This window comes from Microbacterium sp. Y356, assembly GCF_059445355.1.
Genome location: NZ_JCAIUE010000001.1, coordinates 849605 through 874620 on the forward strand (window position 1 = coordinate 849605; position 25016 = coordinate 874620).

Sequence of the window (25016 nt, forward strand, 5' to 3'; positions counted from 1 at the left end):
TGGCGTTCTTCGAAGTGACGCTGCGAGTGCACGACGAAGGCCGCCGGGAGCGATCCCGGCGGCCTTCGTCATTGGCGAATCAGAACCAGCCGTTGAGGAGATCCCACAACCAGTCAAGGATGTCGCGGATCGGACTCTTGCCCTTGTTGACGGTGACCGAGCTGGTGGCCTGGTCTCCGTCTTCCTGAGCGACGATGACGGCGTACTTACCGGCATCCGTCTTCTTGGGAACGGTGACTGCGCTGGTGAAGGTGCCGTTCGCGGAGACCGAGGCGGTGCCAAGCTCGACGATCTTGCCCTTCTTCGACTCGAGCGTGATCGTCACGGTCTCGCCGGGTTCGAAGTCGGCGCCGGTGACGGTGAGCTTCTTGCCCGCACTGACGGTCTTCGATCCCACCTCGATGGTGCCGGTGAACTCAACGGGAGTCTCGACGCCGGTGACCGTGAACGGCACCTGCACGCTCGTCTCGCCAGTAGTCACGGTGAGCTGCTGCTCCCCGATCACGCCTTCCGGAACAGCGAAGGTCAGGCTCGCGCGTCCGACCTCGTCGGTGGTGTCGACGATGGCTGCATCGACCACACCTGTGGCGAGTGCGATGTCGCCAAGTGCGACGCTCACCTCACCGGGCGCAGCCTCGCCCGCGCTGAATGCCAGCGAGGAGAGATCGATCGTGACCTGATCTCCGGCGCTGTAGCCATCGGCATCCGGTGCGCTCAGCGTCACACCGACCGCGCGCTGCGCGAGATCGGTCGTCGCCGTGCCGTTGGCGTCGAACCAGTCGACCATCGACGCGAGATCGATCTTGCCGGTGTCTGCCTTGTTCGTGCCCTCGGCGAAGGTGAAGAAGTTATCTCCACCCGCGGCGAGGAACGAGTTCGCGGCGACGCTGTAGCTCGCTGCTTCGTCAATCGCCTCGCCGTTCAGCGTGATCGAGGTGATTCGCTCCCCAACCGCCGCACTCGGGTCGTAGGTGTACTGCAAGCCCTCCGAGACGCCGAGCTTCAGGAACGGACGACTCGACCCCTCCGGCTGCCACTGCTCCTCCAGCACACCCTTCAGCTGCGCACCGGTGAGGTCGAGCGTGACGAGCGTGTTGGCGAACGGCTGCACCGTCGCTGCTTCGCGGAAGGTCACGTTGCCGTCAGCGTCGGATGCTCCGGTCGAGGCGTATGACAGGTTGGCACGGATGCCGCCCGGGTTCATCAGCGCGATGTCAGCGTCGGTTGCCCACTTGTGCACGTCGGCGACGAAGTTTCCGATCGTCGACTCGCCACCGCGGTTCTCTGAGCCGTCGGTCTGACGCGCCCGGTTGAAGTCACCGGTGATCGCGCCGACCGGCTCCGCGCCGAGGATGTCGGCCTCGGCCTTGGCCGCGTCGACAATCTTCTGCACGTCGCCGTCGGCGTCGTAGAGCGGCGTGATGGTGACCTTGCCGGTGACCGGATCCTTCTCAGACTTCGTGAGGGGCTTGATCTCGTTGGTGATCGAGAGCAGTTCCTTCGTCTCCGGGTCGACCTGCAGGTTCATCTGCCCGAAGTTCTCACCGTACTGACCCGCCGAGATGACCGGACGGCCATCGATGACGTGGTTGTACGCGAGGTGGGTGTGCGCCGAGACGATCGCATTCACGCTGTCATCGACGCCAGCGACGATCTCGCCAAGCGCCGAGTCCGGCGTGATGCTCGCGACATCGGTCGACGTCGCGCCCTCGTGCACGAGCAGAATCAGCACATCGGCCTCGCCGTTGGCGTCATCACCGTCGGTGAGGTTGGCAGCGACGGCGTTCACCGAATCGACGATGCCGCGCACCTCGAGATCGGCGATGCCATCCGGGGAGACGAGCGAGTCGAGCTCTTCGGTCACTGCGCCGATGAAGCCAACGTCAACGCCTTCCATCTCGGTGACCCAGGCCGGAGCGAGCGCCGTCTCACCGGTCTCGGTGACGAACACGTTGGACGAGATGTACTCCCAGTCCGCGCGGTCCTGTATGCGGCCCTCCAGGTCTTCCCAACCCTGATCGAACTCGTGGTTGCCGGCCGCGCTCACATCGAGCCCCGCGGCATTCAACGCGTCGATCGTCGGGTTGTCATCGTTGATGAAAGACGTAAACGTGGATGCGCCGATGAGGTCGCCCGCAGCAGCAAACACCGTGTTCGGGTTCGCGTCCCGCACCGACTGAACGGCGCCCGCGAGAACCGCAGCACCCGCCGCGACGCCGTCGGCCTCGATGCGACCGTGGAAGTCGTTGATCGTGACGATGTCGATGCTCACCGGCGGGATCTCGCTAGAGACGCCGACGATCACCGGATCGTGGTCACTGGAACGGAACGGCGTGCCCGCCAGGGCCGCGCCGAATGCGTAGCCGCGGTCGCTCCACTCCGGGGAGTTGAGCGCCCAGACGCCTGTTCCTGTCACCGATTCGGCCAGCGAAGGCGACGCGATCGCGTGGTCGAGCGATCCGAGCTCACCGTCGAACGTGTACGTGTAGCCCGCATCGGATGCCGGAACCAGGTCGGTCCAGCCGGCCTGCGCGAACACGTCGATCGGGTCTTCCTTGCTGTACGCGTTGAAGTCGCCAAGCAGCAGGATGTCCTCGCTGCCGCTGGTCTCTGCCAGCGTCTCGGTGAAGCTCAGCAGCGACTGTGCCTGCGCAGTGCGGTCGGCATTGAAGTGGCCCTGGCCATCCTCGGGCTCCGCGCCGTCACCAGATTTCGACTTGAAGTGGTTGGCGACGACCGAAACCGTCTTGCCGTCAAGGTCGAACGTCTGTGCGATGGGCTCGCGAGCGTTGCCCCACACCGACTCGTCGACGACAGTCGAGCTGTCTCCGACGGGCGACGCGGCATCCTTCTTGTAGATGATCGCGTTCGTGATCACGTCAGTGTCAGTCGTCAGCAGCGCTTCCGGAGTCGGCACGAATGCCCAGATCTCGGAACCTGCATCTTCGTTGAGCCCTGCGACCAGATCCGCGACAGCGGTGTCGACGGGCTTGTCGAAGTGGATCGAGTTCTCGATCTCCATGAGCGCCACGATCTCGGAATCCAGAGCGTTGATCGCGGTGACGATCTTCGACTTCTGGATCTCGAAAAGCGCGGCTGTCTTGGCCCCGCGTGCGTCGGAGTCCTCACTCTGCAGCGTCGTGAAGTAGTTGAAGACGTTGAACGCTGCGATCTGCGCGTCGCCACCGACCTCTGGGGCCGCGTCCGTGCGCGGGTTCTCCGTCGTGAACGTCGCCTTGTACGTCGCGTCGCTCGCGTCGTCGATCGCAATGACCGGCTGCAGACGCCAGTCATCGAAGCCGTACTGCAGCACGTAGCCGGTCTCGGCGAAGTCGACGACATCACCGTTTCGCACCGTGGTGTTGGTGGTGAAGTACGGCTGCTCACCGGTGTGCGCTCCGCTAGTGACCTGCGAGTTCCAGCCGTCGTCGAGGAGGATGCGGTCAGCACGGTTGGCCGCGACAATGGCATTGGCTTCCGGACCAGGACGGGTCGTTTCTGTGCTCTTCACATTCAGGTCGCCAGGGTTCAGCCACAGGGTGCCGAAGTTGTACAGCTGATGACTGGATGCCAGGCGGTAGGTGCCGCTGGGGGCGACGAACATGTTCTCGTAGGCTTCACGGGCGACACCGACGGTCGATTCGGGCAACGGCGTGACGGCAGGAACGCCGACACCGGCCGTGATGACACTCACATCGCCGAGAACTGCGGGGGCGATCTGCGTCTGGCCGAAGTACTCCGAAACTGTGCCGGTGATCGAGACAAGGTCGCCGATCTCGAGCGTCGGGGCGAGGTTGTTCAGGAACACGAAAACGCCGTCGGATGCTCCGGACGCGGCATGCGTGTCGCCACCGCTATCCGCGGTCTGGATCGAGATTCCCTTGTAGCCGCCGAGGCGGTAGTCGCCAGTGACGATACCCTCGACGATCACAGTCTGGCCGTTCAGCGGCGAGACATCGGAAGCTCCCTGTACCTCGGCGATCGACGCCGCAACTGGGTCAGTGCCCGGTTCGGGTTCGGGATCGGGGTCCGGGTCAGGACCGGGAGCGCCGGAGCCCTGCGGGGTGATCGTGGCCGAAAGGGCGAAGTCTGCACGGTTGTCATCGGTGTCGACGCCGTCGGTGCGATTCAGTGACTTCACGTCGGTGTTGCCGGACGGCGAAATCGCCGCCGTGGTCTCGAACGTGTTCGACGAGCCGTAACCGAGAAGATCGACGACACCGTCGACGCCTGCGGTCGACCCTGGGGTGAGATTGACGGCGGCGGTGCCCTCGACGAGGGCGAGCGTGCCGTTGGTGCCGCTCGGAGTCAGAGTGGTGACGGCGTCCGGTTCCGGTAATTCGACACCATTCGCACCGTTGCTGTTGCCCTGCACGAGGAAATACCCGCCCGCCGGGATGACTCCGGTGAGTGCGGCGACGCCGTTGAAGTTGGCGGCTCCCGTCGCGGAGCGGTACTGCAGCGACAGCCCATCGAGGGTGATGGCCTCGGCCGTCGGGTTGTGCAGCTCGATGAACTTGTTCTTGAATGCTGCTCCAGCGCTCCCGCCAGAGAGGTACGCCTCGTTGATGACCACGCCCGTGCCTGACGTATTGGCGAAGGCGGGCGTTGCGATCAGGGCGCTAGCGCCAAGAGAAATAACACACGTTGCGGCAAGGACGCCGACGCGACCCCTGCCTCTATTGTGCGAAACAGAAACCCGGAGGTTCCTGCCGTCAGGGGCTGACATCATCGGTGATTCTCCTCGTCGACGCGAACGGCAGCTCTCGTGAAACTGTCGATGTGGACGCTCACAGCGCACACACATGTTCGCGAGCATACTGAGGGATTCCGACGTCCTCAATGGTGTTTGCCGATCGGTTACCCGAGCGTCACGTCCTTGACGTCAGGATGCCGCTGCGCGCTCCTCGAACTCCTCGACTTCGAGCTGCCAGCGATCCTTCGCCAGGCGATACCAGATGTAGAACGCGAAGCCGGCGAAGACCGCCCATTCGATGGCGTAGAAAATGTTCAACCAGTTGACGGTCGCGAGCTCCGCCGGTGCAGGCGAGACGATGTCGACCAGCCCTTCGGGCGCATCGATCGAAGCGAGGTACGGACGGTACACCGACAGCTGCTCGATGTCGTGCCATTGGCCCAGCAGCATCGCCGGCGACATCCGACTCATGGCGTGCGGGTCGTCTCTGGTGGGCGGCGACGTGCCCTCATCGGAGATCACGCGTCCGGTGATCGTCGACTCGGTTCCTGCAGCGTCTTCTTCGAGGGCGGATGCCGCGGCATCCGCTGTTTCGCGATCTGGGGCCCACCCGACAGCGACGGCGATCGATGTGCGCTCGGCGACGCGCAGCTGACCGGTCACCCAGTATCCCTCTGCATCGTCGTTGAAACGCGATGAGACGACCAGGAAGTCGCCAGCGACCCAGGTGCCTGTGGTCTCCACTCGCTGGCCGACGTACGGCTCTGGGAGATACTCGCCGGGGGCAACGACTTCAGAGAGCGGACGCACATCTTCCGTGATCCCCACCGGAGCTGGGTCGGTGTTGATGGCACGCTCGAGCTGCCATTGACCGAGGAAGGCGAAGACACCGGCGACCACGAGGCAGGCCAGGAGGACGCCGATCCAGCGTCCGCGCAGCATGACCTCGCGAAGGGTCGGCGGGAACTCCTGCGGAATCGTCACGTGCAGTGCGCGCCCGTCAGGAGAGGTGATAGGGAGCAAGTACGACCTCTACTCGCTGGAACTCCTTGAGATCGGAGTATCCAGTGGTGGCCATCGATTTGCGGAGCGCGCCGATCAGGTTGGCCGTGCCATCCGCGACAGGAGCCGGCCCGTAGAGGATCTCTTCGAGCGTCGCGATCCCGGGGGTCTTGACGCGACGTCCGCGAGGAAGCTGCGGGTGGTGTGCTTCTGGCCCCCAGTGGAAGCCGCGGCCAGGAGCATCCGTTGCGCGCGCGAGCGCGACGCCGAGCATGACGGCATCCGCACCCATCGCCAGCGCCTTGACGATGTCGCCCGAGGTTCCGACTCCGCCATCGGCGATGACGTGCACGTAACGTCCGCCCGACTCGTCGAGGTAATCGCGACGCGCAGCGGCGACGTCAGAGACTGCAGTGGCCATCGGTGCGTGGATGCCGAGGGTCGCACGAGTCGTGGATGCCGCTCCCCCGCCGAAGCCGACGAGCACTCCGGCAGCGCCGGTGCGCATCAGGTGCAGGGCCGTCGTGTAGGTGGCTGCACCGCCGACGATGACGGGAACATCGAGGTCGTAGATGAACTTCTTGAGGTTCAACGGCTCGGCGACGCTGGAGACGTGCTCAGCCGAGACGGTCGTGCCACGAATGACGAACAGGTCTACGCCCGCGGCAGCCACGGTGTCGTAGAGCTCCTGGGTGCGCTGCGGGGTGAGCGAGCCTGCCACAGTGACGCCGCCTTCGCGGATCTCCGCCAGGCGCGACATGATGAGTTCGGGCTTGATCGGCTCGGAGTACAGCTCCTGCATCCGCACGGTCGCCTTGTCTGCGGACAGCCCGGCGATCTCTGCGAGCAGCGGCTCCGGGTTCTCGTAGCGGGTCCACAGGCCCTCAAGGTCGAGCACACCGATACCGCCGAGCTTGCCGAGCATGATCGCGGTCCGAGGGCTGACGACCGAGTCCATCGGTGCACCGATGATCGGAGTGTCGAACTGGTAGGCGTCAATCGTCCACGCAGTCGAGACATCCTCGGGGTTGCGGGTCCGCCGTGACGGCACCACCGCGATGTCGTCGAACGTGTATGCGCGACGCGCGCGCTTGCCTCGGCCGAGTTCGATGTCCATGCTCACCAGACCAGCCTACCTGCGGTCGATCCGACTGCGAGACTGGTGACGATCGGGACTCGTGACTTTCGGGACTTGAGACTTTCGGGACTCGATATTGGGACTCGCTTTCGGGACTCGTCGTTATTGGGACTCGTCGCTATCGGGAGGATGCCGTGGGATCGGATGCTGTGGACGTCGCCGTCATCGGCGGCGGCGTGATGGGACTGGCGACGGCTTGGGAGCTCGCCCGCCGCGGCCACCGGCCGGTGCTGCTCGAGCAGTTCGCCCGAGGGCACGTGCAGGGCGCATCGCACGGCGCGACCCGCAATTTCAACAATGCCTACGAGAACGAGCACTATCTCGATCTGCTCGTGCGTGCCCGCGAGGGCTGGGACGCCCTCGGCACTCCCGGCGGCGAGCCGCTGCTGAGGATGCACGGACTGGTCACTTATGGCCGCGTCGACATTGCCTCGGTACGCGGTCGGCTAGCCGAGCGCGGGATCCCTGCCGAGATCCTGGATGCTGCCGAGGCTGCAGGGCGCTGGCCAGGTATGCGCTTCGAAGATGCTGTGCTCTGGTCATCCGATGCGGGTGTGGTGCGCGCATCCGCCGCTCTTCTCGAATTGGAGCGACGGATCGTCGAGGCCGGCGGCGAGGTGCGTTGGGAGTCGCCGGTGCGCGACATCGTCGAGGATGCCTCCGGCGTCACGCTGGCGCTGCCCGGCGGGACGCTGCATGCGGACACCGTCGTGGTCACGGCCGGCGCCTGGACCAGCCGACTGCTCGGCGGGATCCGGCTGCCCCGGCTGCGGGTGACCGAGGAGACGCCAGCGCACTTCTCGCCGCTCTCCACCTCCGACGACGTATGGCCGTCGTTCAACCACTACGTCGACACCGATCGCTTCCCCGCCACGGTGTACGGGATGCCGACACCGGGCGAAGGCATCAAGGTCGGGTTCCACGGCGTCGGCAACGAGGTCGATCCGGATGCTCGGCCGCACCGCACCACGCACGCAGATGCCCTCGCGGCATACGTGCGCGAGTGGATGCCTGGACTCGATGCATCGTCGGCGGTGCCGATCAGCTGCACTTACACGTCGACCGACGACGACACTTTCATCCTCGATCGTCAGGGTCGGATCGTCGTCGGCGCGGGCTTCTCCGGACACGGATTCAAGTTCGCCACCGGAGTCGGCGCCGTCCTCGCGGATCTCGCGCTCGATGCAGGGGCGCGCGCCGCTGAGCCGTTCCGGCTGCGGTGAGCTGAGACGCTCACGCCTTTCGTCTGCGCTGGGTCGTTCGCGTCATCTTCGAGGTTCAGCGCGTGCGCACCACTCGCCGTTCATCCCAGACTGCGGCATCCGACTCGTAGACCTCACCATCGGTGCCGAACACCAAGAAACGGTCAAAGGAGCGCGCGAACCACCGGTCGTGCGTGACCGCGAGCACCGTACCCTCGAACCGCGTGAGCGCGTCCTCCAGCGCCTCGGCCGACTCCAGGTCGAGATTGTCCGTCGGCTCATCGAGCAGCAACAGCGTCGCACCGGACAGTTCCAGAAGCAGCACCTGGAACCGTGCCTGCTGGCCACCGGAGAGCGAATCGAATGTCTGCTGTGCCTGCTTCACGAGCCCGTAGCGATCAAGCGCCGCGCTCGCCGCTTCGCGCGGCATCCCCGCCCTGCGTTCATCGCCTCGGTGCAGCACTTCCAACAACGTGCGCCCGACGAACTCCGGATGCGCGTGGGTCTGTGCGAACAGCCCGGGCACCACGCGCGCGCCCAGCGTCGCTCGCCCGGTGTGCGCGACGGCATCCACCTGCTCGCCCGTCGATGTCACATGACCGAGCGTCGGGTCGGGGTCCGTTCCTCCGCGGGCCAGCAGCCTCAGGAAGTGTGACTTGCCGGATCCGTTCGATCCGAGCACACCGATCCGATCGCCGTACCAGATCTCCGAATCGAACGGCCTCATCAGTCCGGTGAGCTCAAGGCGTTCAGACACGACGGCACGCTTGCCCGTGCGCGCGCCACGAAGGCGCATGTCGAACGCCTGCGCTGGCGGACGCTCCTCGGGCGGCCCAGCCTCCTCGAACTTCCGCAGCCTGGTCTGCGCCGCACGATAGCGAGACGCAAAGCTGTCGTTCGCCTCGGCCTTCACCTTCAGCGCCGCCACCAGATTCCGCAGCTTCTCGTGCTGCTCATCCCAGCGACGACGCAGCTCATCGAGCCGATCCATCCTCGCGATACGCGCCTCGTGGTAGGTGGCGAAGCCGCCGCCGTGCACCCACGCGGATGCTCCGGCGCCTCCCGGTTCGAGCGTGATGATGCGGTCGGCGGCGCGAGCGAGCAGCTCGCGGTCATGCGAGACGAGCAAGACCGTCTTCGGCGTCTGCCGCAGTTGATCCTCCAGCCAGCGCTTCGCGGGGACGTCGAGGTAGTTGTCCGGCTCGTCAAGCAGCAGTACGTCGTCAGGGCCCCGCAACAGTGCCTCCAACGCGAGCCGCTTCTGCTCTCCGCCGGAGAGCGTGACCAGCTCGCGGTAGCGCGCACGTTCGTAGGGCACACCGAGCGCGGCGACCGTGCACTGATCCCATACCGTCTCGTGCTCGTAGCCACCGGCATCCGCGTATTCGGCGAGCGCCGTGGCGTAACGCATCTGCGTATCGTGCTCGTCGCGCTCGATGAGGGCGTTCTCGGCGGCTTCCAGCGCCCCGGCCGCTGCCCGGATGCGGCGAGGAGCGACGCGCACCAGCAGCTCCTGTACAGTCTGCCCGGCTTCGCCGTGTCCGACGAACTGGTCCATCACACCGAGGCCGCCGTCGATCGTGACGGCGCCTGAGTCCGGCACCTGGTCACCGCGGATGATCCGCAGCAGCGTCGTCTTGCCGGCGCCGTTCGGCCCGATCAGGGCACTGGTTGATCCTGCGCCGACTCGGAACGTCGCCTCGTCGAGGAGCGGTCTGCCATCAGGCAGAGTCAGGGAGATGGCTGAAACATCGATGTAGCCCACGGGTGAAGCCGTCCTTCCGCCCGTATGCCGAGCCGATCAGGCTATCAGTTCACAGGGGCGGTGTCTCGTTCAGGCGGTGTCTCGGCCGGAGGCGTATCGATCAGGCCGCGTATCGTTCAGGCCGCGTATCGGCCGGAGGCGATCGCGCGGGCACGCTTCTTCGCCGTCTCCTCCTCGCGGTTCTTGGGCGGAGTCGTGGCGACGAGGTCGGCCAGCAGATGCTGCGTCACGTGCGCGATCTCAGCGACGGCGTGGTCGAAGGCTTCCTGGTTCGCCTTCGAGGGCTTCGTCGTCCCCGCGATCTTCCGCACGTACTGCAGCGCCGCCGCCTGGACTTCGTCCGACGTTGCGGCGGGCTCGAAATTGTGGAGGGTATGAATGTTCCGGCACATACCGGCACGCTACGCCGACAACCGAAATCGCGAAAGGGGCGGATGCCGCGGCATCCTGAGCCGTGCCTTCGCTCAGCAGGGGTCGCACATTGCCGCCTCGTGACCACGGAAGCGGTATCCCGCGACACCTCCGCCCGTGCGACGCCGCGCCCAACTCGGCAGGGGTCGCACATCGCCGCCTCGTGACCACGGAAGCGGCATCCCGCGACACCTCCCGCCCGTGCGACGCCGGGCCCAACTCGGCAGGGGTCGCACATCGCCGCCTCGCGACCGCGGAAGCGGCATCCCGCGACACCTCCCGCCCGTGCGACGCCGCGCCCTACTCAGCAGGGGTCGCGGATGGCCGCCTGCCGGCCACGGAAGCGGCATCCCGCGACACCTCCGCCCGGCGCGCGCCCGGCTCCCCGGCTCCCCGGCTCCCCGGCTCCCCGGCTCCCCGGCTCCCCGGCTGACGAGCCCTACTTCTTGTAGTTGGGCGCCTCTACAACGATCTGAACGTCGTGCGGGTGCGATTCCTTGAGCCCGGCCGCGGTGATGCGCACGAACTTTCCACGCATCTTGAGCTCTTCGATCGTGCGAGCGCCGACATAGAACATCGACTGGCGAAGGCCACCGACGAGCTGGTACGAAACCGCCGACACCGGGCCGCGGTACGGAACCTGACCCTCGATGCCCTCCGGGATGAGCTTGTCGTCACTCGGGACATCCGCCTGGAAATAGCGGTCCTTCGAGTACGAGGTCTGCTTGCCGCGAGTCTGCATCGCGCCGAGTGAGCCCATGCCGCGGTACTGCTTGAACTGCTTGCCTGCCTGGAAGACGATCTCGCCAGGAGACTCGTCAGTTCCGGCGAGGAGGGAACCGAGCATGACGGCATCCGCACCGGCGACGAGCGCCTTGGCGATGTCTCCGGAGTACTGCAGACCGCCGTCGGCGATCACCGGCACACCGGCGGGGCGCGCCGCGAGGGATGCCTCATAGACGGCCGTCACCTGTGGCACACCGACACCGGCAACAACACGCGTGGTGCAGATGGAGCCGGGGCCGACGCCGACCTTCACGGCATCCACGCCCGCGTCGACCAGCGCCTGAGCGCCCTCACGAGTCGCGACGTTGCCACCGATGACGTCAATGTGCTCGAAGGATTCATCTGCTTTGAGTCGCTTCACGAGGTCGATGACGCCCTGCGACTGGCCGTTCGCGGTATCGACGACGAGTACGTCAACGCCGGCATCGCGCAGCGCCTCGGCACGCTCCCATGCGTCGCCGAAGAAACCGATCGCCGCGCCGACGCGGAGGCGACCCTGCTCGTCCTTCGTCGCCAGCGGATACTTTTCGCTCTTGTCGAAGTCCTTGATGGTGATGAGCCCGGCGAGCTTGCCGTTGTCATCGATCAGCGGCAGCTTCTCGACGCGGTGCTTCGCGAACAGCGCGATAACGTCTCCCGCGGCGACGCCCACCGACGCTGTGACAAGGTTCTCGCTGGTCATGACGTCCTTGACGAACGTCGATTGCCGCTCGCGCCCAGACACGAAGCGCATGTCGCGGTTCGTGATGATGCCGACGAGGCGACCATCGGGGTCGACTACCGGCAGTCCGGAGATCCGGTACTTCGCGCAGAGCTCGTCGACCTCTTCGACAGTCGCATCGATGGTCGTCGTGATCGGATCGGTGATCATGCCCGACTCGCTGCGTTTGACGCGGTCGACGTGAGTGGCCTGATCGGCGATCGAAAGATTGCGATGCAGGATGCCGATACCGCCCTCACGCGCCATGGCGATCGCCATGCGACTCTCGGTGACGGTGTCCATCGCGCTGGAGAGCAGCGGGGTCGCAACCGAGATGCGACGACTGATCCGTGACGAAGTATCAGCCTCACTGGGGATCACATCGGTGTGCCCCGGCAGGAGCAGAACATCGTCGTAAGTGAGTCCGACGAAACCGAAGGGATCGGGCTGGTCCATGAAATCTCCTCGTGCTGCGCGTAGCGGTGTATCAATTCTAAGCGTGCAGAGGCTCCAAAAATTCCCCATGGAACGCGCCACCGTTTGATAACAACACTCCGGACACTAGTGAGAAACGAAGCCGACACATTACGCTCATATCGTCGATCATCATCGCCGATGCGACCCGAAGCCTCGGCACCCATGGGACGACAAGGGAGGTTTCGTGGAACTGACGACTAGCCACAAGCGTCGAACGGTGCCCTGGATCATCGCGCTAATGAGCGCGATGCTGGCCGCAACGATGCTGTTCATGACTGCACCAGCGGCATTCGCTGAGAGTGATGACAGCGGCACTAGTGAGACATCAAGTGCGGACAGCGATGAGGGCGCTGACGAGCAGGAGGTGACCGACTACTTCTTTGCCGGCGTCATTCGCTTCGACGACAATCCTCTCCCCGACGTCACCGTCGCGATCGAGGGCAACGGCTTCGATGCCGAGACCGTAACGGATGAGAACGGTCGATGGACGCTGTATGTGCCTGAGAAGGATGCCTATACGCTGACCGTCGACGAATCGACCCTCCCCGAGGGCGTGATCGTCGAAGGCGACTCCGCCTCGCAGGAGGTGGAATTCGGCCTCGCGAACCGCGTCGTCATCAACCTCTTCCTCGGTGAAGGTGTGCGAGAGACGACGAGCTTCATCGACCAGTTTGTCGAGCGACTGATCAACGGGCTCAACTTCGGACTTCTGCTTGCGCTCGCCGCGATCGGCGTCTCGCTGATCTTCGGCACCATGAACCTGACCAACTTCGCTCACGCCGAGATGGTCACATTCGGCGCGGTGATGGCGGTGGTATTCGGCGTCACATTAGCGGTGCCGATGTGGCTGACCATTCCGCTCGTCGTCATCTGCGGTGGAATATTCGGCTATCTGATGGATGTCGCCCTATGGAAGCCGCTGCGACGGAGAGGGATGGGCATCATCCCTCTCATGATCGTCAGCATCGGATTCTCGTTCGCGCTGCGCTACGTCTTCCTCTTCTTCTTCGGCGGCAATACGGTGCAGCTACCGAACGCCGGAGCACCGAAGATCGAGATCTGGGGTCCGATCAGACTCAGCGTCATCGACATGATGTCAATGGGCATCAGCGTGGTCGTCCTCGTCGCCGTCGCATTCTGGCTGCTGAAGACCCGCACTGGCAAGGCAACGCGAGCGATCTCCGACAACCCGTCCCTCGCCGCAGCATCCGGCATCAACGTCGACCAGGTGATCCGAATCGTGTGGATCCTGGCATCCGCTCTCGCCGCCCTCGGCGGCATCCTGTGGGCATATTTCCGTCCCGGCGTGCGGTGGGACATGGGAGTGCACATCCTGCTGCTCATCTTCGCTGCGGTCTGCCTCGGCGGACTCGGCACGGCCTTCGGCGCGCTGATCGGCGCGCTCGTCGTCGGCATCCTCGTCGAGGTGTCAACGCTCTGGCTGCCTTCCGACCTCAAGTACGTCGGGGCACTGGCCATCCTTATTCTGGTGCTGCTGTTTCGACCACAGGGCATCCTCGGTCGAAAAGAAAGGATTGGTTGACCATGGACTGGGGAGCAATTTTCAGCAGCACGGCAACATGGATTCTGAGCCCGACCACGATCGCGTACGCGATCGCTGCCACCGGACTCGCAGTGCACTTCGGGTACGCCGGACTGCTCAACTTCGGCATGGCCGGATTCATGGCCATCGGCGCGTACAGCTACGCGATCTCGATCCTTTCGTTCGGCCTTCCGTGGTGGGTGGGCATCATCGTCGGCATGGTGATGTCGACCGTCTTCGCCTTCATCCTCGGCATCCCGACTCTGAGACTGCGTGCGGACTATCTGGCCATCGCGACCATCGCGGCGGCCGAGATCGTGCGCTTGCTGTTCACCTCGACCGCGTTCGAAGAGCAGACCAACGCAGCCGACGGACTCGGCGGCTACCACGCTGGTTTCCGCGATGCGAACCCCTTCCCGGAGGGCACCTACGGCTTCGGTCCGTGGACCTACAACGCCAGCCAACTCTGGGTACGCGTGTTCGGTCTGCTCGTTCTCGCCGTCTGCATCTATCTGGTGTGGGCCCTGATGCGCAGCCCGTGGGGTCGCGTGCTCAAGGGCATCCGCGAAGACGAGGATGCCGTGCGCTCGCTCGGCAAGAATGTCTTCTCCTACAAGATGCAGGCGCTGGTGATCGGTGGAATCATGGGCGGACTCGGTGGAGCGGTCTTCGCTCTCCCCTCCGCGGTGGTGCCGGCGAGCTACACGACGTCCTTGACGTTCTTCCTGTGGACGATCCTGTTGCTCGGAGGGGCTGCAACGGTGTTCGGACCAGCCCTCGGCGCGGTGATCTTCTGGGTCATCATGGCGTTCCTTGAGGGAGTGCTGCCGAGCATGGCTGCACAGGGAATCCTGCCCATGTCGTCGATCCAGGCGGCTACTCTCCGCTTCGTGATCGTCGGAGTCGCGCTCATGCTGCTGGTGATATTCCGGCCGCAGGGGCTCCTCGGAAACAAGAGGGAGCTGACCTTTGTCAAATAACAATGCAGATGACGCATCTGCCGAAAACTCGGCACCGGCCGCACAGAAGGCGCCGCACACCGGGCGCATCAAGACGACCGGTCTTCACAAGGGCGAGATCGAGGTCGGCTGCGAGAAGGTCGACCCGATCCTCATCGCCGACAACGTGACCCGTCGCTTCGGCGGCCTCACCGCCGTCGATGTCGACCACCTGGAGATTCCGCGCCACGCAATCACCGCGTTGATCGGGCCGAACGGTGCGGGCAAGACCACACTGTTCAACCTCCTGTGCGGGTTCGACAAGCCGAACTCGGGCAAGTGGAGCTTCGACGGGCACCAGCTGTCTGGCATCCCCTCGTTCAAGGTGGCGCGGATGGGGCAGGTGCGCACGTTCCAGCTCACCAAGGCACTTTCGCTTCTGACCGTGCTCGAGAACATGAAGCTCGGGGCGCCGAACCAGAAGGGTGAGGGGTTCTTTCCTAGCTTGATCCCCGCGATCTGGCGCAAGCAGGACACCGAACTCGAGGCGAAGGCGATGGACCTCCTCGCGCGCTTCAAGCTTGATTCAAAGGCGCAGGACTACGCGGCCAGCCTCTCCGGCGGCCAGCGCAAGCTGCTGGAGATGGCGCGCGCGCTCATGCGCGACCCGAACCTGGTGATGCTCGACGAGCCGATGGCAGGAGTCAACCCCGCCCTCACTCAGTCGCTGCTGGATCACATCCTTGATCTCAAGGAACTCGGCATGACCGTGCTGTTCGTTGAGCACGACATGAATATGGTGCGTCACATCGCCGACTGGGTGGTGGTGATGGCCGAGGGTCGCGTCGTCGCAGAGGGACCGCCCGACCAGGTGATGCAGAATCAGGCCGTGATCGATGCTTATCTCGGCAGCCACCAGGACGTCGACCTCGGAGTCGTCACCGGGCGCTACTCTGGCGAACTCGACGAGTCAGCGGAAGAGATGTTGGAAGAGATCCGCGAGGAGCACGAGGCCGCGATACAGGCCGCAGAGGAGAACAACACATGAGTACTCCCGTGACCGTCGAGCCGCAGGGCACCCCCCGCACGGCAGAGATCGTGGTTGAGGTCAAGGGCCTCACCGCAGGCTATTTGCCGGGTGTGGACATCCTCAACGACACCAACCTCGTCGCGTCGAAGGGCGAGCTGATCGGCATCATCGGCCCGAACGGTGCCGGCAAGTCGACACTGTTGAAGGCGATCTTCGGACAGGTGAAGGTGCGTGGTGGCGAGATCCTCGTAAATGGCGAGAGCATCGTCGGCCTGAAAGCCAACGAGCTCGTGCAGCGTGGGGTCGGGTTCGTCCCTCAGACGAACAACGTCTTCCCCTCGTTGAGCATCGAAGAGAACCTGCAGATGGGCATCATCCAGCGCCCGAAGGCATACAAGGAGCGACTGGAATTCGTCACCGGGATCTTCGCCGAGTTGGGCTCCCGCCTGAAGCAACGGGCAGGATCCTTGTCTGGCGGAGAACGGCAGATGGTCGCGATGTCGCGCGCGCTGATGATGGACCCGTCAGTGCTGCTGCTCGACGAGCCGTCTGCCGGCCTTTCGCCGGTGCGCCAGGATGACGCGTTCATCCGCGTCTCAGACATCAACAAGGCGGGCGTCACGACGATCATGGTCGAGCAGAACGCCAGGCGCTGCCTACAGATCTGCGACCGCGGCTACGTGCTCGATCAGGGCCACGACGCCTACACCGGAACCGGTCGGGAGCTGCTGAACGACCCCAAGGTCATCGGTTTGTACTTGGGCACGCTCGGCGAGGATTAGGCGCGGGGGCGCGGCGCGGAGGGCCTCGCGGCGCGCCGTGCTCGCGCCCGCGGCGCGGGGTGCCGGCACGGGGGCGCGCGTGGCGCCCGCCTCGCGCATCCGCCCCGTTTCGCGCCCATGCGGGAAGAAAAACCCGGCTTCGGATGCCTCTTGGGTTCTAACGGCATCCAAAGCCGGGTTTTCCTTCCCACGATGGATACGACGGAAGCACGCACTCACCGGATGCACCAGACGCCACCGCAATGCCCCCACCCACCGCACACGAAAGGGACCGGATGCCGAAGCATCCGGTCCCTCGTGTCACTGCGTATCAGTTGATGCGCGTGTGCATGTTGTCTGCGCCGTACTGGAAGACGCCGATGGTCGCCTCGGTCGGGTCACCGTTATCGTCGAAGGTGATCGCGCCGGAGTATCCGTCGTAGTCAGCGGTTCCACCATCAATGATGATCGTGGCGCACGCCTCGAACGACTCGCACTTCTCACCATCGCCTGATCCGCCGGAGACTTCCTGCAGGAAGCCTGCGATTTCAGTAGCCTCCGTGGAGTTCGCAGCGAGCGACGCCAAGGCGAGCAGCACGACTGCGTCATAAGACTCAGCCGCGTAGTTGAAGTCGACGAGCTCCTTGCCCGACTGCTCCTGCCACTGATCAATCAGACGCTGCTGGAAGTCGTCAGCAAGCACGGGGCCAGGCTGAGTTCCCTTGCTGCCTTCAATCGGGACAGGCATGTCGGCGCCCCACTGCTGTGTGTTGCCGTCGACGAAGTAGAACTTGCTGCCGTCGAACCCGCTAGAGACGAATGCAGGAACGATCGTCGAGGTCTCCTCGAAGCCGATCACAGCAACAGCGTCAGGGCTCTGCGCCATGATCGTCGAGATCTGCGCGTCGAACGAGGTGTCGTTGGCGTTGTACGCCTCGGATGCCACGACCGTGCCGCCGCCGGCCTCGAAGTTCTCGGTCAGCGATGCCTCAAGACCCGAACCATAGGCGTCATTGAGATAGATGATGCCGAGGTTCGCGTAGCCGTCGATGCCGATCTCGGTAGCGAGCACCTCGCCCTGGAGCAGGTCGCTCGGAGCGGTGCGCCAGTAGAGGCCTTCGTCGGGCCACTCGGTGAAGTCCGGCGACGTGTTGGCCGGCGAGAAGGTGATGACGCCAGCACTGACTGCCTGGTCGAGGAATAGCTTTGTGACACCGGAGGACGCCGCACCGATCAGCGCGGAGACACCAGAGTCAAGCAGACGCGGGACCGTGGTCTCGAACGCCTTGTTGTCGGGGTCACCCGAGTCGCCGTATTCGACCTCGACAGTGACGCCGAGATCTGCCGCGTTGATCTCCGCGGTGGCGAGTCCGACACCGGCCTCCTCGGGCGGGCCGAGGTAGGCGAGCTGGCCGGTCTGAGGAAGGACGGTACCGATGCTGAGCGTGAGAGCTTCACGATCAGTGGGCGCCGCCGGCTCTTCGGACGGGTCTGCAGGGGTTCCCCCGCTGCTACACCCTGCCAGGACAATCGCGCTCGCGCTGACCAAGGCGAGACCGCCCAGGATCTTACGCGCGCGCGTGTGTGTGAAGACGCTCATGCTGCTCCCTTGCTGGTTCATGGTTCCCGGACGACTCGGGCGCCGTCCGTGACCTAAACGTATACGCGAACTCGTCATCCGTGTGTTGCGATGCGTTAACGGTGTGATACCGAATGTTTCACGAACATGACATCTTCGTGCGTCGGATCACGACATCTCCCTGGGACGGATCCCGCGGGGGATCACGCGATCGGCGCAAGACGGATGCGGCGGCCCCGACCGGCAGCGATCAGCAGGTCGACGACGAAGACGAGCACCGCGATCCAGACGATGATGAACCCGATCCAGCGTTCGGCGGGCATCGGCTCATGCAGGATGAGCACACCCGTCAGGAACTGCATGATCGGCGTCATGAACTGGATCATCCCGATGACCGTGAGATTAATGCGGCGGGCGCCGGCGGCGAACAGCAGCAGCGGCACCGCGGTGGCGATACCGGCGAACAGCATGAGAGACGTGTGCCACGTCCCTTCGGTACCGAAGGTGATGCCGGTGGTCTGCGCCACGATGATGAGCTGAACCACAGCAACTGGGAGAAGCCAGAACGATTCGAGGGTGAGGCCGCTCACGGCATCCACCGCAGGCCCGATCTTCTTCTTGATCAGACCGTAGATCCCGAAGGATGCTGTCAGCGACAGCGCGATCCAAGGGAATGAGCCGTAGGCGACAATGATCACGACGACGGCGATCAGCGCGATACCTATCGCGACCCATTGCAATCGACGGATGCGCTCATGCAGCACGAAGACGCCGAGCAGCACCGTCGCGATCGGGTTGATGAAGTAGCCCAGGGACGTCTCGATGACATTCCCGGTGAGGGTTCCGATCAGGAACACCTGCCAGTTGACGTAGATGAGCGCTCCGGCGAGCGCGGTCCAGCCGAGCAGCCGTGGCTGTCGGATGATCGCGATGATCCTGCGCCAGCCGCGAGCGATCGTCAGCAGCAGCAGACAGAAGATGAAAGAGAACACCACTCGCGCGGCGACGATCTCCCACGGGCCTGCTGGCACGAGCAACAGGAAGTACAGCGGCAGGACACCCCAGAGCAGATATGCCCCGCCCGCGTATGCCACACCGGCGGACTGGCTGCTGCGGTCTGTGATCACTGGATCACACTATGCCCGGCCACGGACCTTGAGTCGCACGCGCGCGTGATGTTGGCAGGAAACGAGCGGCAGCTGTCCGGGGGAATGCAAGAAGGCCCGGATGCGTGATGCATCCGGGCCTTCTACGCTTTTGTCGAAACGCTTAGCGAACGACGACGGCGAGGACGTCGCGAGCCGAGAGCACGAGGTACTCATCGGCGCCGAACTTCACCTCGGTACCGCCGTACTTGCTGTACAGAACGCGGTCGCCGACGGCGACGTCGATCGGAACACGGTTGCCGTTGTCGTCGATGCGGCCGGGGCCAACGGCCACAACCTCGCCCTCCTGGGGCTTCTCCTTGGCAGTGTCGGGGATGACCAGCCCACTTGCGGTGGTCTGCTCGGCCTCGACCTGCTGGATGACGATGCGGTCTTCGAGCGGCTTGATGGAAACCGACACGGTCTACCTCTTCTTTCTTGACGCTGACACGAAAGACTTGTTCGCACTCTCAACCCGAGAGTGCTAACTCGAGTGTATGCCGTCGGCTGGCACTCATGCAATGCGAGTGCCAGTTTTGGACATCTTGAGCCAGATCTTCGTCCGCCGATGAGGCCCGTGACCTGTCGCCTCGTAGGCTGGGCACGTGGAAATGTCTGAGCTCACTGCCCTGCTCACCCCAGAGGGACTCCGACTGCTCGATGATCTCGGCACGATCGAATCGACGGCGGAGGTCGCGCAGGCCGTCTCCCGCCTGCGCGCTGCAGGCCACTCCCCCGATCTCGTATCGGCTGTCGTCGGCCAGGCTCATCTGCGCGCGAAGGGCGCAGCCAAGTTCGGCGGCTTCGCCGAGCGGATGCTGTTCACGAGAGCCGGCTTCGAGCAGGCCACGCGTCTGGGAGTCGCCGCACGACACGCCGGACGCATGCGCCGCGCCGGAATCTCACACGTCGCCGACCTCGGATGCGGTATCGGCGGCGATGCACTCGCATTCGCCGGCGCTGGCCTCAGTGTGCTCGCGGTGGATGCGGACGAAGTAACGGCCGCAATCGCCGCCTACAACCTGGCCCCGTTCGGCGATGAAGTGACCGTGCAGCACGGCACGGCCGAGGACTTCGTGAGCGCGAACTTCACCGGCTCGAACTTCACGGGCGCGAACTTCGGAGATGTGCAGCATCCTCGGAGCAATTCTGCCGATTCGCCCGAAGAAGCTGCACATCTCCGAGGCAGCGGCACTGCGGTCTGGCTCGACCCCGCTCGCCGGACGGCAGGTCACGGCGAGACGCGGAGGGTCGCTGCATCCGACTACTCCCCCTCACTCGACTGGGCCTTCGACCTCGCATCCCGAGTTCCGACGGGCATCAAACTCGGCCCAGGGCACGACCGCGATGCGCTTCCCGCGGATGCCGAAGCACAGTGGGTCAGCGCCGACGGCAGCGTCGTCGAACTCGTGCTGTGGTCAGGCGTGCTGGCTCGCGAAGGTGTCCGCCGGGCGGCGCTGGTGATCCGCGGCGAGGATTCGCATGAACTCACCGGCGGGGCGGATGCCGAGGACGCCGACGTCCGTGAACTCGGCGCCTTCTTGCACGAACCCGATGGTGCGGTCATCCGTGCGCGCCTGATCGGCGACGTCGCACGCAGCCTCGAGGCCGGGATGCTGGACGAAAAGATCGCCTACATCACCGGTGACGCCGCTCTCACGAGCCCGTTCGTGCAGTCGTTCCGGGTGCGCGAGGTCATGGCCGCGAATCCCAAGTCGATCAACGCCGTGCTTCGTGCAAACGACATCGGCACTCTGGAGATCAAAAAACGTGGGATGGACATCGACCCCGCCGCGTTCCGCAAGAAGCTGAACCTCAAGGGATCGCAGTCGGCGACGCTGATCCTCACGCGCACCGGCGACAAGCGGATGGCGATCCTCGCCGACCGAGTCTGAGCGGGCGGCCACGCGAGGCGGGAGCCCGGCATCCGTGGTGATGGGAGAATACTTTCCCGGCTCCCGGGTGGGCTGAAGCCGGGAGATCATTCCCCCACCACCTCAATTTCAGCCGGTTTTATCGTCGAGCTCGATCTCGACCTTGTCGCCAACATCGAGCTCAACCTCGACTTCGGCTTCCTGAACGTCCGGGCTCCGCACGATCGTGAGCTGCTGGCCGCGCCGTTCGGTCTGGATCATGATGTACTGCGTCAGGACTCCACCCACGGATGCCGTAACAGCTAGTTCCGTCGGCGGCGTCTCACTGGTCGGTAGGCAGTCCGACACGATCCCATCGTCAGATTCTGCGATGACGCACATTTCGCTGCCCCAGCTCGTCCAGATCGGCGTATCGCCGTCGTAGCCGAGAATATTGAGCGAAGTGGCTTCGAAGCCCTCTGCTTCGAGGCGGCCGATGGCCTCAAGCTCCTCCTCGGTGAACTGCGATTCCCAGGTGGACTCATTTTGGTCCCAGATCTGGACGGTGGGCACGACCTCTCCGGTCGCTGAGAGAAACAGGTATGCCGAAAGCGTCTGCCCCGCCAACGCGTCGCCTTCTGGCACGGCGATGGTGGCGCTGGCGCCTCCCATGTTGGTGTCGTCCATCGTCGCGCATCCACTCTGCGTCATGGATGCCGCAGTCGCGATGACGCAATGCTGCTCACCCTCCTGGCGTTCTGCACGCCAGATGACCACGCCATGATTCTCGGCCACCGCGACCACTGTTCCCGGGTCGTAGTCGCCGCTCGCTTCCAGCTCGGCACGCTGTTCGGAATGAGTGGTGGCCAGGGCGAACTCGGCCGTGTTCCAGCCCCAGAGCATCCATCCGGCACCCAGCCCGATAAGCAGGGCGCCTGCGGCGGCGAATGCAGGCCATCGACGGCGTCTGCGTGGTGGAGCGGATGCTTCGGACGCGGAGTCCGGCCCGGCCTCGACCTTGGTGGCCGGTGAAACCTCGACCACTTCGACGGGTTCAGCCACCGAGACCGGTCCGCCCACTGAGCCCGCCGCACGGTCGGACACCACCACAGGCGCAACGACCGATGGAACCGTCGGCCGCAGCTTCGATTCCAACTCGTGCAGTCGCGCCGCGTCTTCAGCGGTCAGACCTCCATCGCGTCCGTACGCACGTTCTTGAAGCGACCGCAGCTCCGCGGTCTCAGATTCGTCAAGCATCCGTTCGATCATGTCATTCGTCGATGCTGCGATGCACGATCAGGTGCACGGCGGGTTCGCGCCCAGCTGTGAGCGGCGGTCTGCATCCGCTATCCGAGCTTCTCGAACTGCATCGCAGCCCAGATGAGCCACCCGAGACTGAAAATCGTGGCGGCGATCCCGAGCACGAGCGCCCAGCGCGCGATCGCACGGCTCTCGACCGGGCGACGAAGCGACATGATCGCGGCCACCACCGCGACGATCGCGAGAGGGATGCCCCAGCCGACGAACCACGATGCGACCAGGGCAACGATCGCGGCGACAAGTGCCCACGGTGCGAGGCGAGTATTGTCATCGCTGAGGGTCGCGTCATACGGAGCCCACTGCACAGCGGGCATGCCGGCTGTGTCAGCCGGGCCGCTGGCGATGACGGGTTCGACGCCGACCGGACCGGTGGGAAACTTCGTGTATCCCTCACGGGGCACGCCAGGCATCCGTGCTGTGCCTGCCGGCCGCTCAACCTCGGAGCTCGGCTCCTCGAAGGTCGGCCCGCCGGCTGGCATATCGCTGCCTGGCACATCCTTCGGCTCGCTCATGTGGCATCCGCTCGTTCGGCGACCTGAATCTCGGTGACCGGCAGCGTCGAGTCTGCCCCGAATGCGAGCGTCGACGGGCGACGTCCTGATGCGATGAGGTCAGCGGCGAGCGCGGCGATCATGGCACCATTGTCGGTGCACAACGACAACGGCGGGATGCGCACGGTGACACCTGCCGCTTCGGCACGCTCGACGGCCACATCGCGCAGACGCTTGTTGGCGATCACACCGCCGCCGAGCAGCAGTCGCGGCACCCCGAGGTCGGCGCAGGCGGCGAGCGCCTTGGTGACGAGCACGTCGACGACAGCCTCACGGAAGCTCGCCGCCACATCGGCGACCGGCACCGGCTTGCCCTCTGCCTCGCAACGCTCGACCCACCGAGCGACAGCGGTCTTGAGCCCGGAGAACGAGAAGTCGTAGCGGTGTTTCACCATATCCGGCGCTTTGGAGAGTCCGCGCGGGAAGCGGATCGCCTTCGGGTCTCCTCCGACCGCGGCCCGATCAATCTCGGGCCCGCCGGGATACGGCAGCGACAGCAACCTGGCGACCTTGTCGAAGGCTTCGCCTGCGGCGTCATCCATCGTCTCGCCGAGCAGCTCAACGTCGGTGGTGAGGTCGCGCACGTGCAGCAGCGAGGTGTGTCCACCCGAGACGAGTAGCGCGATCGTCGGATACTCGAGTGGCTCAGAATCGGGTGTGACGATATCGGCGGCGATGTGTCCGACGAGGTGGTTCACCGCGTAGAGCGGCTTGCCGAGCGAGACGGCGAGGCCCTTGGCCGCACCGACCCCGACCATGAGCGCGCCGGCGAGGCCTGGGCCGCTCGTGACAGCAATGGCATCGAGGTCTTCTAGGCGAACCTGCGCTTCGGCGAGCGCGGCCTCAATCGACGGCTTCAGGGCCTCGAGGTGCGCGCGCGCGGCGACCTCTGGCACGACGCCGCCGTAACGGGCGTGCTCGTCCATGCTCGAGGCAATCGTGTTCGACAGCAGCGTGCGTCCGCGGACGATGCCGATGCCCGTCTCGTCGCAGCTCGTCTCGATGCCGAGGACCAGTGGCTCGCTCATGCTGTCTCTTCCTTTGTCCACGCCCGCAGATCGAGCTTCATCACGATCGCGTCCACATTGTCGGGCTGGTAGTACCGCAGGCGGCGGGCGATCTCTTCGAAGCCCTCCGAGAGGTAGAGCTTCTCAGCGCCAGGGTTATCAGCACGGACCTCCAGAAACACCTCGCGGGCTCCACGAGTGGATGCTTCGGCAAGCAGTGTGCGCAGGAGCGCACGCCCACGCCCCTCTCCCCTGCGCGCCTCGAGAAGTGCGATGGTCTGGATGTCGGCATCCGCATTTCCGCGAATCGATCGGAGCCCGGCGTAGCCGATGATGTCTCCAGCATCCTCGTCGACGAGGTAGTGGCTGAAGTCAGTGGCGAGTTCCGCTGCCATCGACTCGGCGCTCCACGCGTCTGTCGGAAAGGAGGCGTTCTCGATCGCCATAATCGCGTCGATGTCACCAGGAGTCGCAATGCGGAGGGTCATGAGCTCACGCGTTTCGGGGCGCCGGGAACGGTGACATCCGGCTGGCGGAGATAAAGAGGTTCGGCACCGGTCAGCTCGCGTTCGGCGTTCAACGCACGGATGCCGACCCTGGCGAGTGCCGCGGCATCGAGAGTGGCGACCTCGATGGCATGGATGCCGCTGAGCCGCTCCTCCGAGTCTGCTCGCGGAACCAGCACCGTAGGAGCTATGAGATTCGGGATGCCGTCGGCGTCGAGGCCATCGAACACACTGATCGCGACTTCGCGGCGGCGGGCATCCGTGACGATCGCGAACGGGGTGTCTGGGGATTCCGCCTCGATCACTGCGAGAGCCGCAGCGAAGTGGCTCGGAACCGGGACGACCGGAATGCCGCGGCCGAGCGCAAATGCGCGAGCTGTCGCGATGCCGATGCGCAGACCTGTGAAGGGGCCGGGGCCCATGCCTGCGACGACGTGCGTGATTGCTTCTGTGCCGGCCTCCGTCAGCGCCTGCTCGAGGAGCGTGCCGATGACTTCGGCGTGCCCGAGCGGGTCGAGGTTTGAGGCGTCAGCGAGCAGACGGCCTTCACCGTCGACGATAGCGACGGCCGAGCCCAGCGAGGTGTCGACAGCGAGGATCACCTCT

General features: G+C 64.8%; 21 protein-coding genes. 7 read left to right on the plus strand and 14 right to left on the minus strand.

What is annotated here, in order from left to right:
* Positions 1–79: 79 nt before the first annotated feature.
* The 3 genes from AC1C2Q_RS04100 to AC1C2Q_RS04110 all read right to left on the minus strand — a co-directional run bounded on the left by AC1C2Q_RS04100 (position 80) and on the right by AC1C2Q_RS04110 (position 6815).
* Positions 80–4732, minus strand: coding sequence for an ExeM/NucH family extracellular endonuclease (locus AC1C2Q_RS04100; RefSeq protein WP_495449090.1), 4653 nt, complete (start codon positions 4730–4732; stop codon positions 80–82).
* Positions 4733–4885: 153 nt separating this feature from the next.
* Positions 4886–5638 (minus strand): SURF1 family protein, encoded by a 753-nt coding sequence (locus AC1C2Q_RS04105; RefSeq protein WP_495431703.1) that lies wholly within the window; start codon positions 5636–5638, stop codon positions 4886–4888.
* 58 nt (positions 5639–5696) lie between these two features.
* Positions 5697–6815, minus strand: coding sequence for a GuaB3 family IMP dehydrogenase-related protein (locus tag AC1C2Q_RS04110; RefSeq protein WP_495431704.1), 1119 nt, complete (start codon positions 6813–6815; stop codon positions 5697–5699).
* Between the two features lie 155 nt (positions 6816–6970).
* Here AC1C2Q_RS04110 and AC1C2Q_RS04115 point away from each other — a divergent pair, with 155 nt between their 5' ends.
* Positions 6971–8059, plus strand: a complete 1089-nt coding sequence (locus AC1C2Q_RS04115) for an FAD-dependent oxidoreductase (protein ID WP_495449091.1) — start codon at positions 6971–6973, stop codon at positions 8057–8059.
* A gap of 55 nt (positions 8060–8114) precedes the next feature.
* On the opposite strand, the gene AC1C2Q_RS04120 is transcribed toward AC1C2Q_RS04115, so the two are convergent.
* Positions 8115–9803: an ABC-F family ATP-binding cassette domain-containing protein gene (locus tag AC1C2Q_RS04120; protein WP_495449092.1), complete on the minus strand. Its 1689-nt coding sequence runs from the start codon at positions 9801–9803 to the stop codon at positions 8115–8117.
* 116 nt (positions 9804–9919) lie between these two features.
* On the minus strand, positions 9920–10195 hold the full coding sequence (locus AC1C2Q_RS04125) for a DUF2277 domain-containing protein (RefSeq protein ID WP_495449093.1): 276 nt from the start codon (positions 10193–10195) through the stop codon (positions 9920–9922).
* 182 nt (positions 10196–10377) lie between these two features.
* Here AC1C2Q_RS04125 and AC1C2Q_RS04130 point away from each other — a divergent pair, with 182 nt between their 5' ends.
* Positions 10378–10647 carry a hypothetical protein gene (locus tag AC1C2Q_RS04130; RefSeq protein WP_495449094.1) on the plus strand — a complete coding sequence of 90 codons (270 nt, stop codon included), beginning with the start codon at positions 10378–10380 and terminating at the stop codon, positions 10645–10647.
* Between the two features lie 6 nt (positions 10648–10653).
* Here AC1C2Q_RS04130 and guaB read toward each other — a convergent pair whose 3' ends face one another.
* The gene (gene guaB, locus AC1C2Q_RS04135) at positions 10654–12156 is read right to left on the minus strand and encodes an IMP dehydrogenase (protein WP_495429775.1); all 1503 of its coding nucleotides are present in this window, start codon (positions 12154–12156) and stop codon (positions 10654–10656) included.
* A 205-nt stretch (positions 12157–12361) separates the two neighbouring features.
* Here guaB and AC1C2Q_RS04140 point away from each other — a divergent pair, with 205 nt between their 5' ends.
* The 4 genes from AC1C2Q_RS04140 (at position 12362) to AC1C2Q_RS04155 (ending at position 16470) form a co-directional block, all read left to right on the plus strand.
* On the plus strand, positions 12362–13720 hold the full coding sequence (locus AC1C2Q_RS04140; protein ID WP_495429776.1) for an ABC transporter permease subunit: 1359 nt from the start codon (positions 12362–12364) through the stop codon (positions 13718–13720).
* 2 nt (positions 13721–13722) lie between these two features.
* Complete coding sequence (locus AC1C2Q_RS04145) at positions 13723–14700, plus strand: branched-chain amino acid ABC transporter permease (protein WP_495429777.1); 978 nt, start codon at positions 13723–13725, stop codon at positions 14698–14700.
* 67 nt (positions 14701–14767) lie between these two features.
* Entirely contained in the window at positions 14768–15706 is a 939-nt protein-coding gene (locus AC1C2Q_RS04150) for an ABC transporter ATP-binding protein (RefSeq protein WP_495431705.1), read from the plus strand.
* Positions 15703–16470: an ABC transporter ATP-binding protein gene (locus AC1C2Q_RS04155; protein ID WP_495429778.1), complete on the plus strand. Its 768-nt coding sequence runs from the start codon at positions 15703–15705 to the stop codon at positions 16468–16470. The genes AC1C2Q_RS04150 and AC1C2Q_RS04155 overlap by 4 nt, the downstream gene beginning before the upstream one ends.
* A 310-nt stretch (positions 16471–16780) precedes the next feature.
* On the opposite strand, the gene AC1C2Q_RS04160 is transcribed toward AC1C2Q_RS04155, so the two are convergent.
* The 3 genes from AC1C2Q_RS04160 to groES all read right to left on the minus strand — a co-directional run bounded on the left by AC1C2Q_RS04160 (position 16781) and on the right by groES (position 19594).
* Positions 16781–18049, minus strand: a complete 1269-nt coding sequence (locus AC1C2Q_RS04160) for an ABC transporter substrate-binding protein (RefSeq protein WP_495429779.1) — start codon at positions 18047–18049, stop codon at positions 16781–16783.
* 182 nt (positions 18050–18231) lie between these two features.
* Positions 18232–19155, minus strand: coding sequence for an EamA family transporter RarD (gene rarD / locus AC1C2Q_RS04165; RefSeq protein WP_495449095.1), 924 nt, complete (start codon positions 19153–19155; stop codon positions 18232–18234).
* A 142-nt stretch (positions 19156–19297) separates the two neighbouring features.
* Positions 19298–19594 (minus strand): co-chaperone GroES, encoded by a 297-nt coding sequence (gene groES / locus AC1C2Q_RS04170; protein ID WP_028502311.1) that lies wholly within the window; start codon positions 19592–19594, stop codon positions 19298–19300.
* A gap of 184 nt (positions 19595–19778) precedes the next feature.
* On the opposite strand from groES, the gene AC1C2Q_RS04175 reads away from it, so the two are divergent.
* A complete protein-coding gene (locus AC1C2Q_RS04175; protein WP_495449096.1) occupies positions 19779–21068 on the plus strand; it encodes a THUMP-like domain-containing protein in 1290 nt (429 codons plus the stop codon).
* 108 nt (positions 21069–21176) lie between these two features.
* On the opposite strand, the gene AC1C2Q_RS04180 is transcribed toward AC1C2Q_RS04175, so the two are convergent.
* The 5 genes from AC1C2Q_RS04180 to tsaB all read right to left on the minus strand — a co-directional run bounded on the left by AC1C2Q_RS04180 (position 21177) and on the right by tsaB (position 25012).
* Positions 21177–22283: a hypothetical protein gene (locus AC1C2Q_RS04180; RefSeq protein ID WP_495449097.1), complete on the minus strand. Its 1107-nt coding sequence runs from the start codon at positions 22281–22283 to the stop codon at positions 21177–21179.
* Positions 22284–22372: 89 nt separating this feature from the next.
* Positions 22373–22858, minus strand: a complete 486-nt coding sequence (locus AC1C2Q_RS04185) for a hypothetical protein (RefSeq protein WP_495449098.1) — start codon at positions 22856–22858, stop codon at positions 22373–22375.
* Entirely contained in the window at positions 22855–23925 is a 1071-nt protein-coding gene (tsaD, locus tag AC1C2Q_RS04190) for a tRNA (adenosine(37)-N6)-threonylcarbamoyltransferase complex transferase subunit TsaD (RefSeq protein WP_495429785.1), read from the minus strand. Before tsaD ends, AC1C2Q_RS04185 begins: the two co-directional genes overlap by 4 nt.
* Positions 23922–24392: a ribosomal protein S18-alanine N-acetyltransferase gene (gene rimI, locus AC1C2Q_RS04195; protein WP_495449099.1), complete on the minus strand. Its 471-nt coding sequence runs from the start codon at positions 24390–24392 to the stop codon at positions 23922–23924. The genes tsaD and rimI overlap by 4 nt, the downstream gene beginning before the upstream one ends.
* Positions 24389–25012, minus strand: coding sequence for a tRNA (adenosine(37)-N6)-threonylcarbamoyltransferase complex dimerization subunit type 1 TsaB (tsaB, locus tag AC1C2Q_RS04200; protein WP_495449100.1), 624 nt, complete (start codon positions 25010–25012; stop codon positions 24389–24391). Before tsaB ends, rimI begins: the two co-directional genes overlap by 4 nt.
* Positions 25013–25016: the final 4 nt, after the last annotated feature.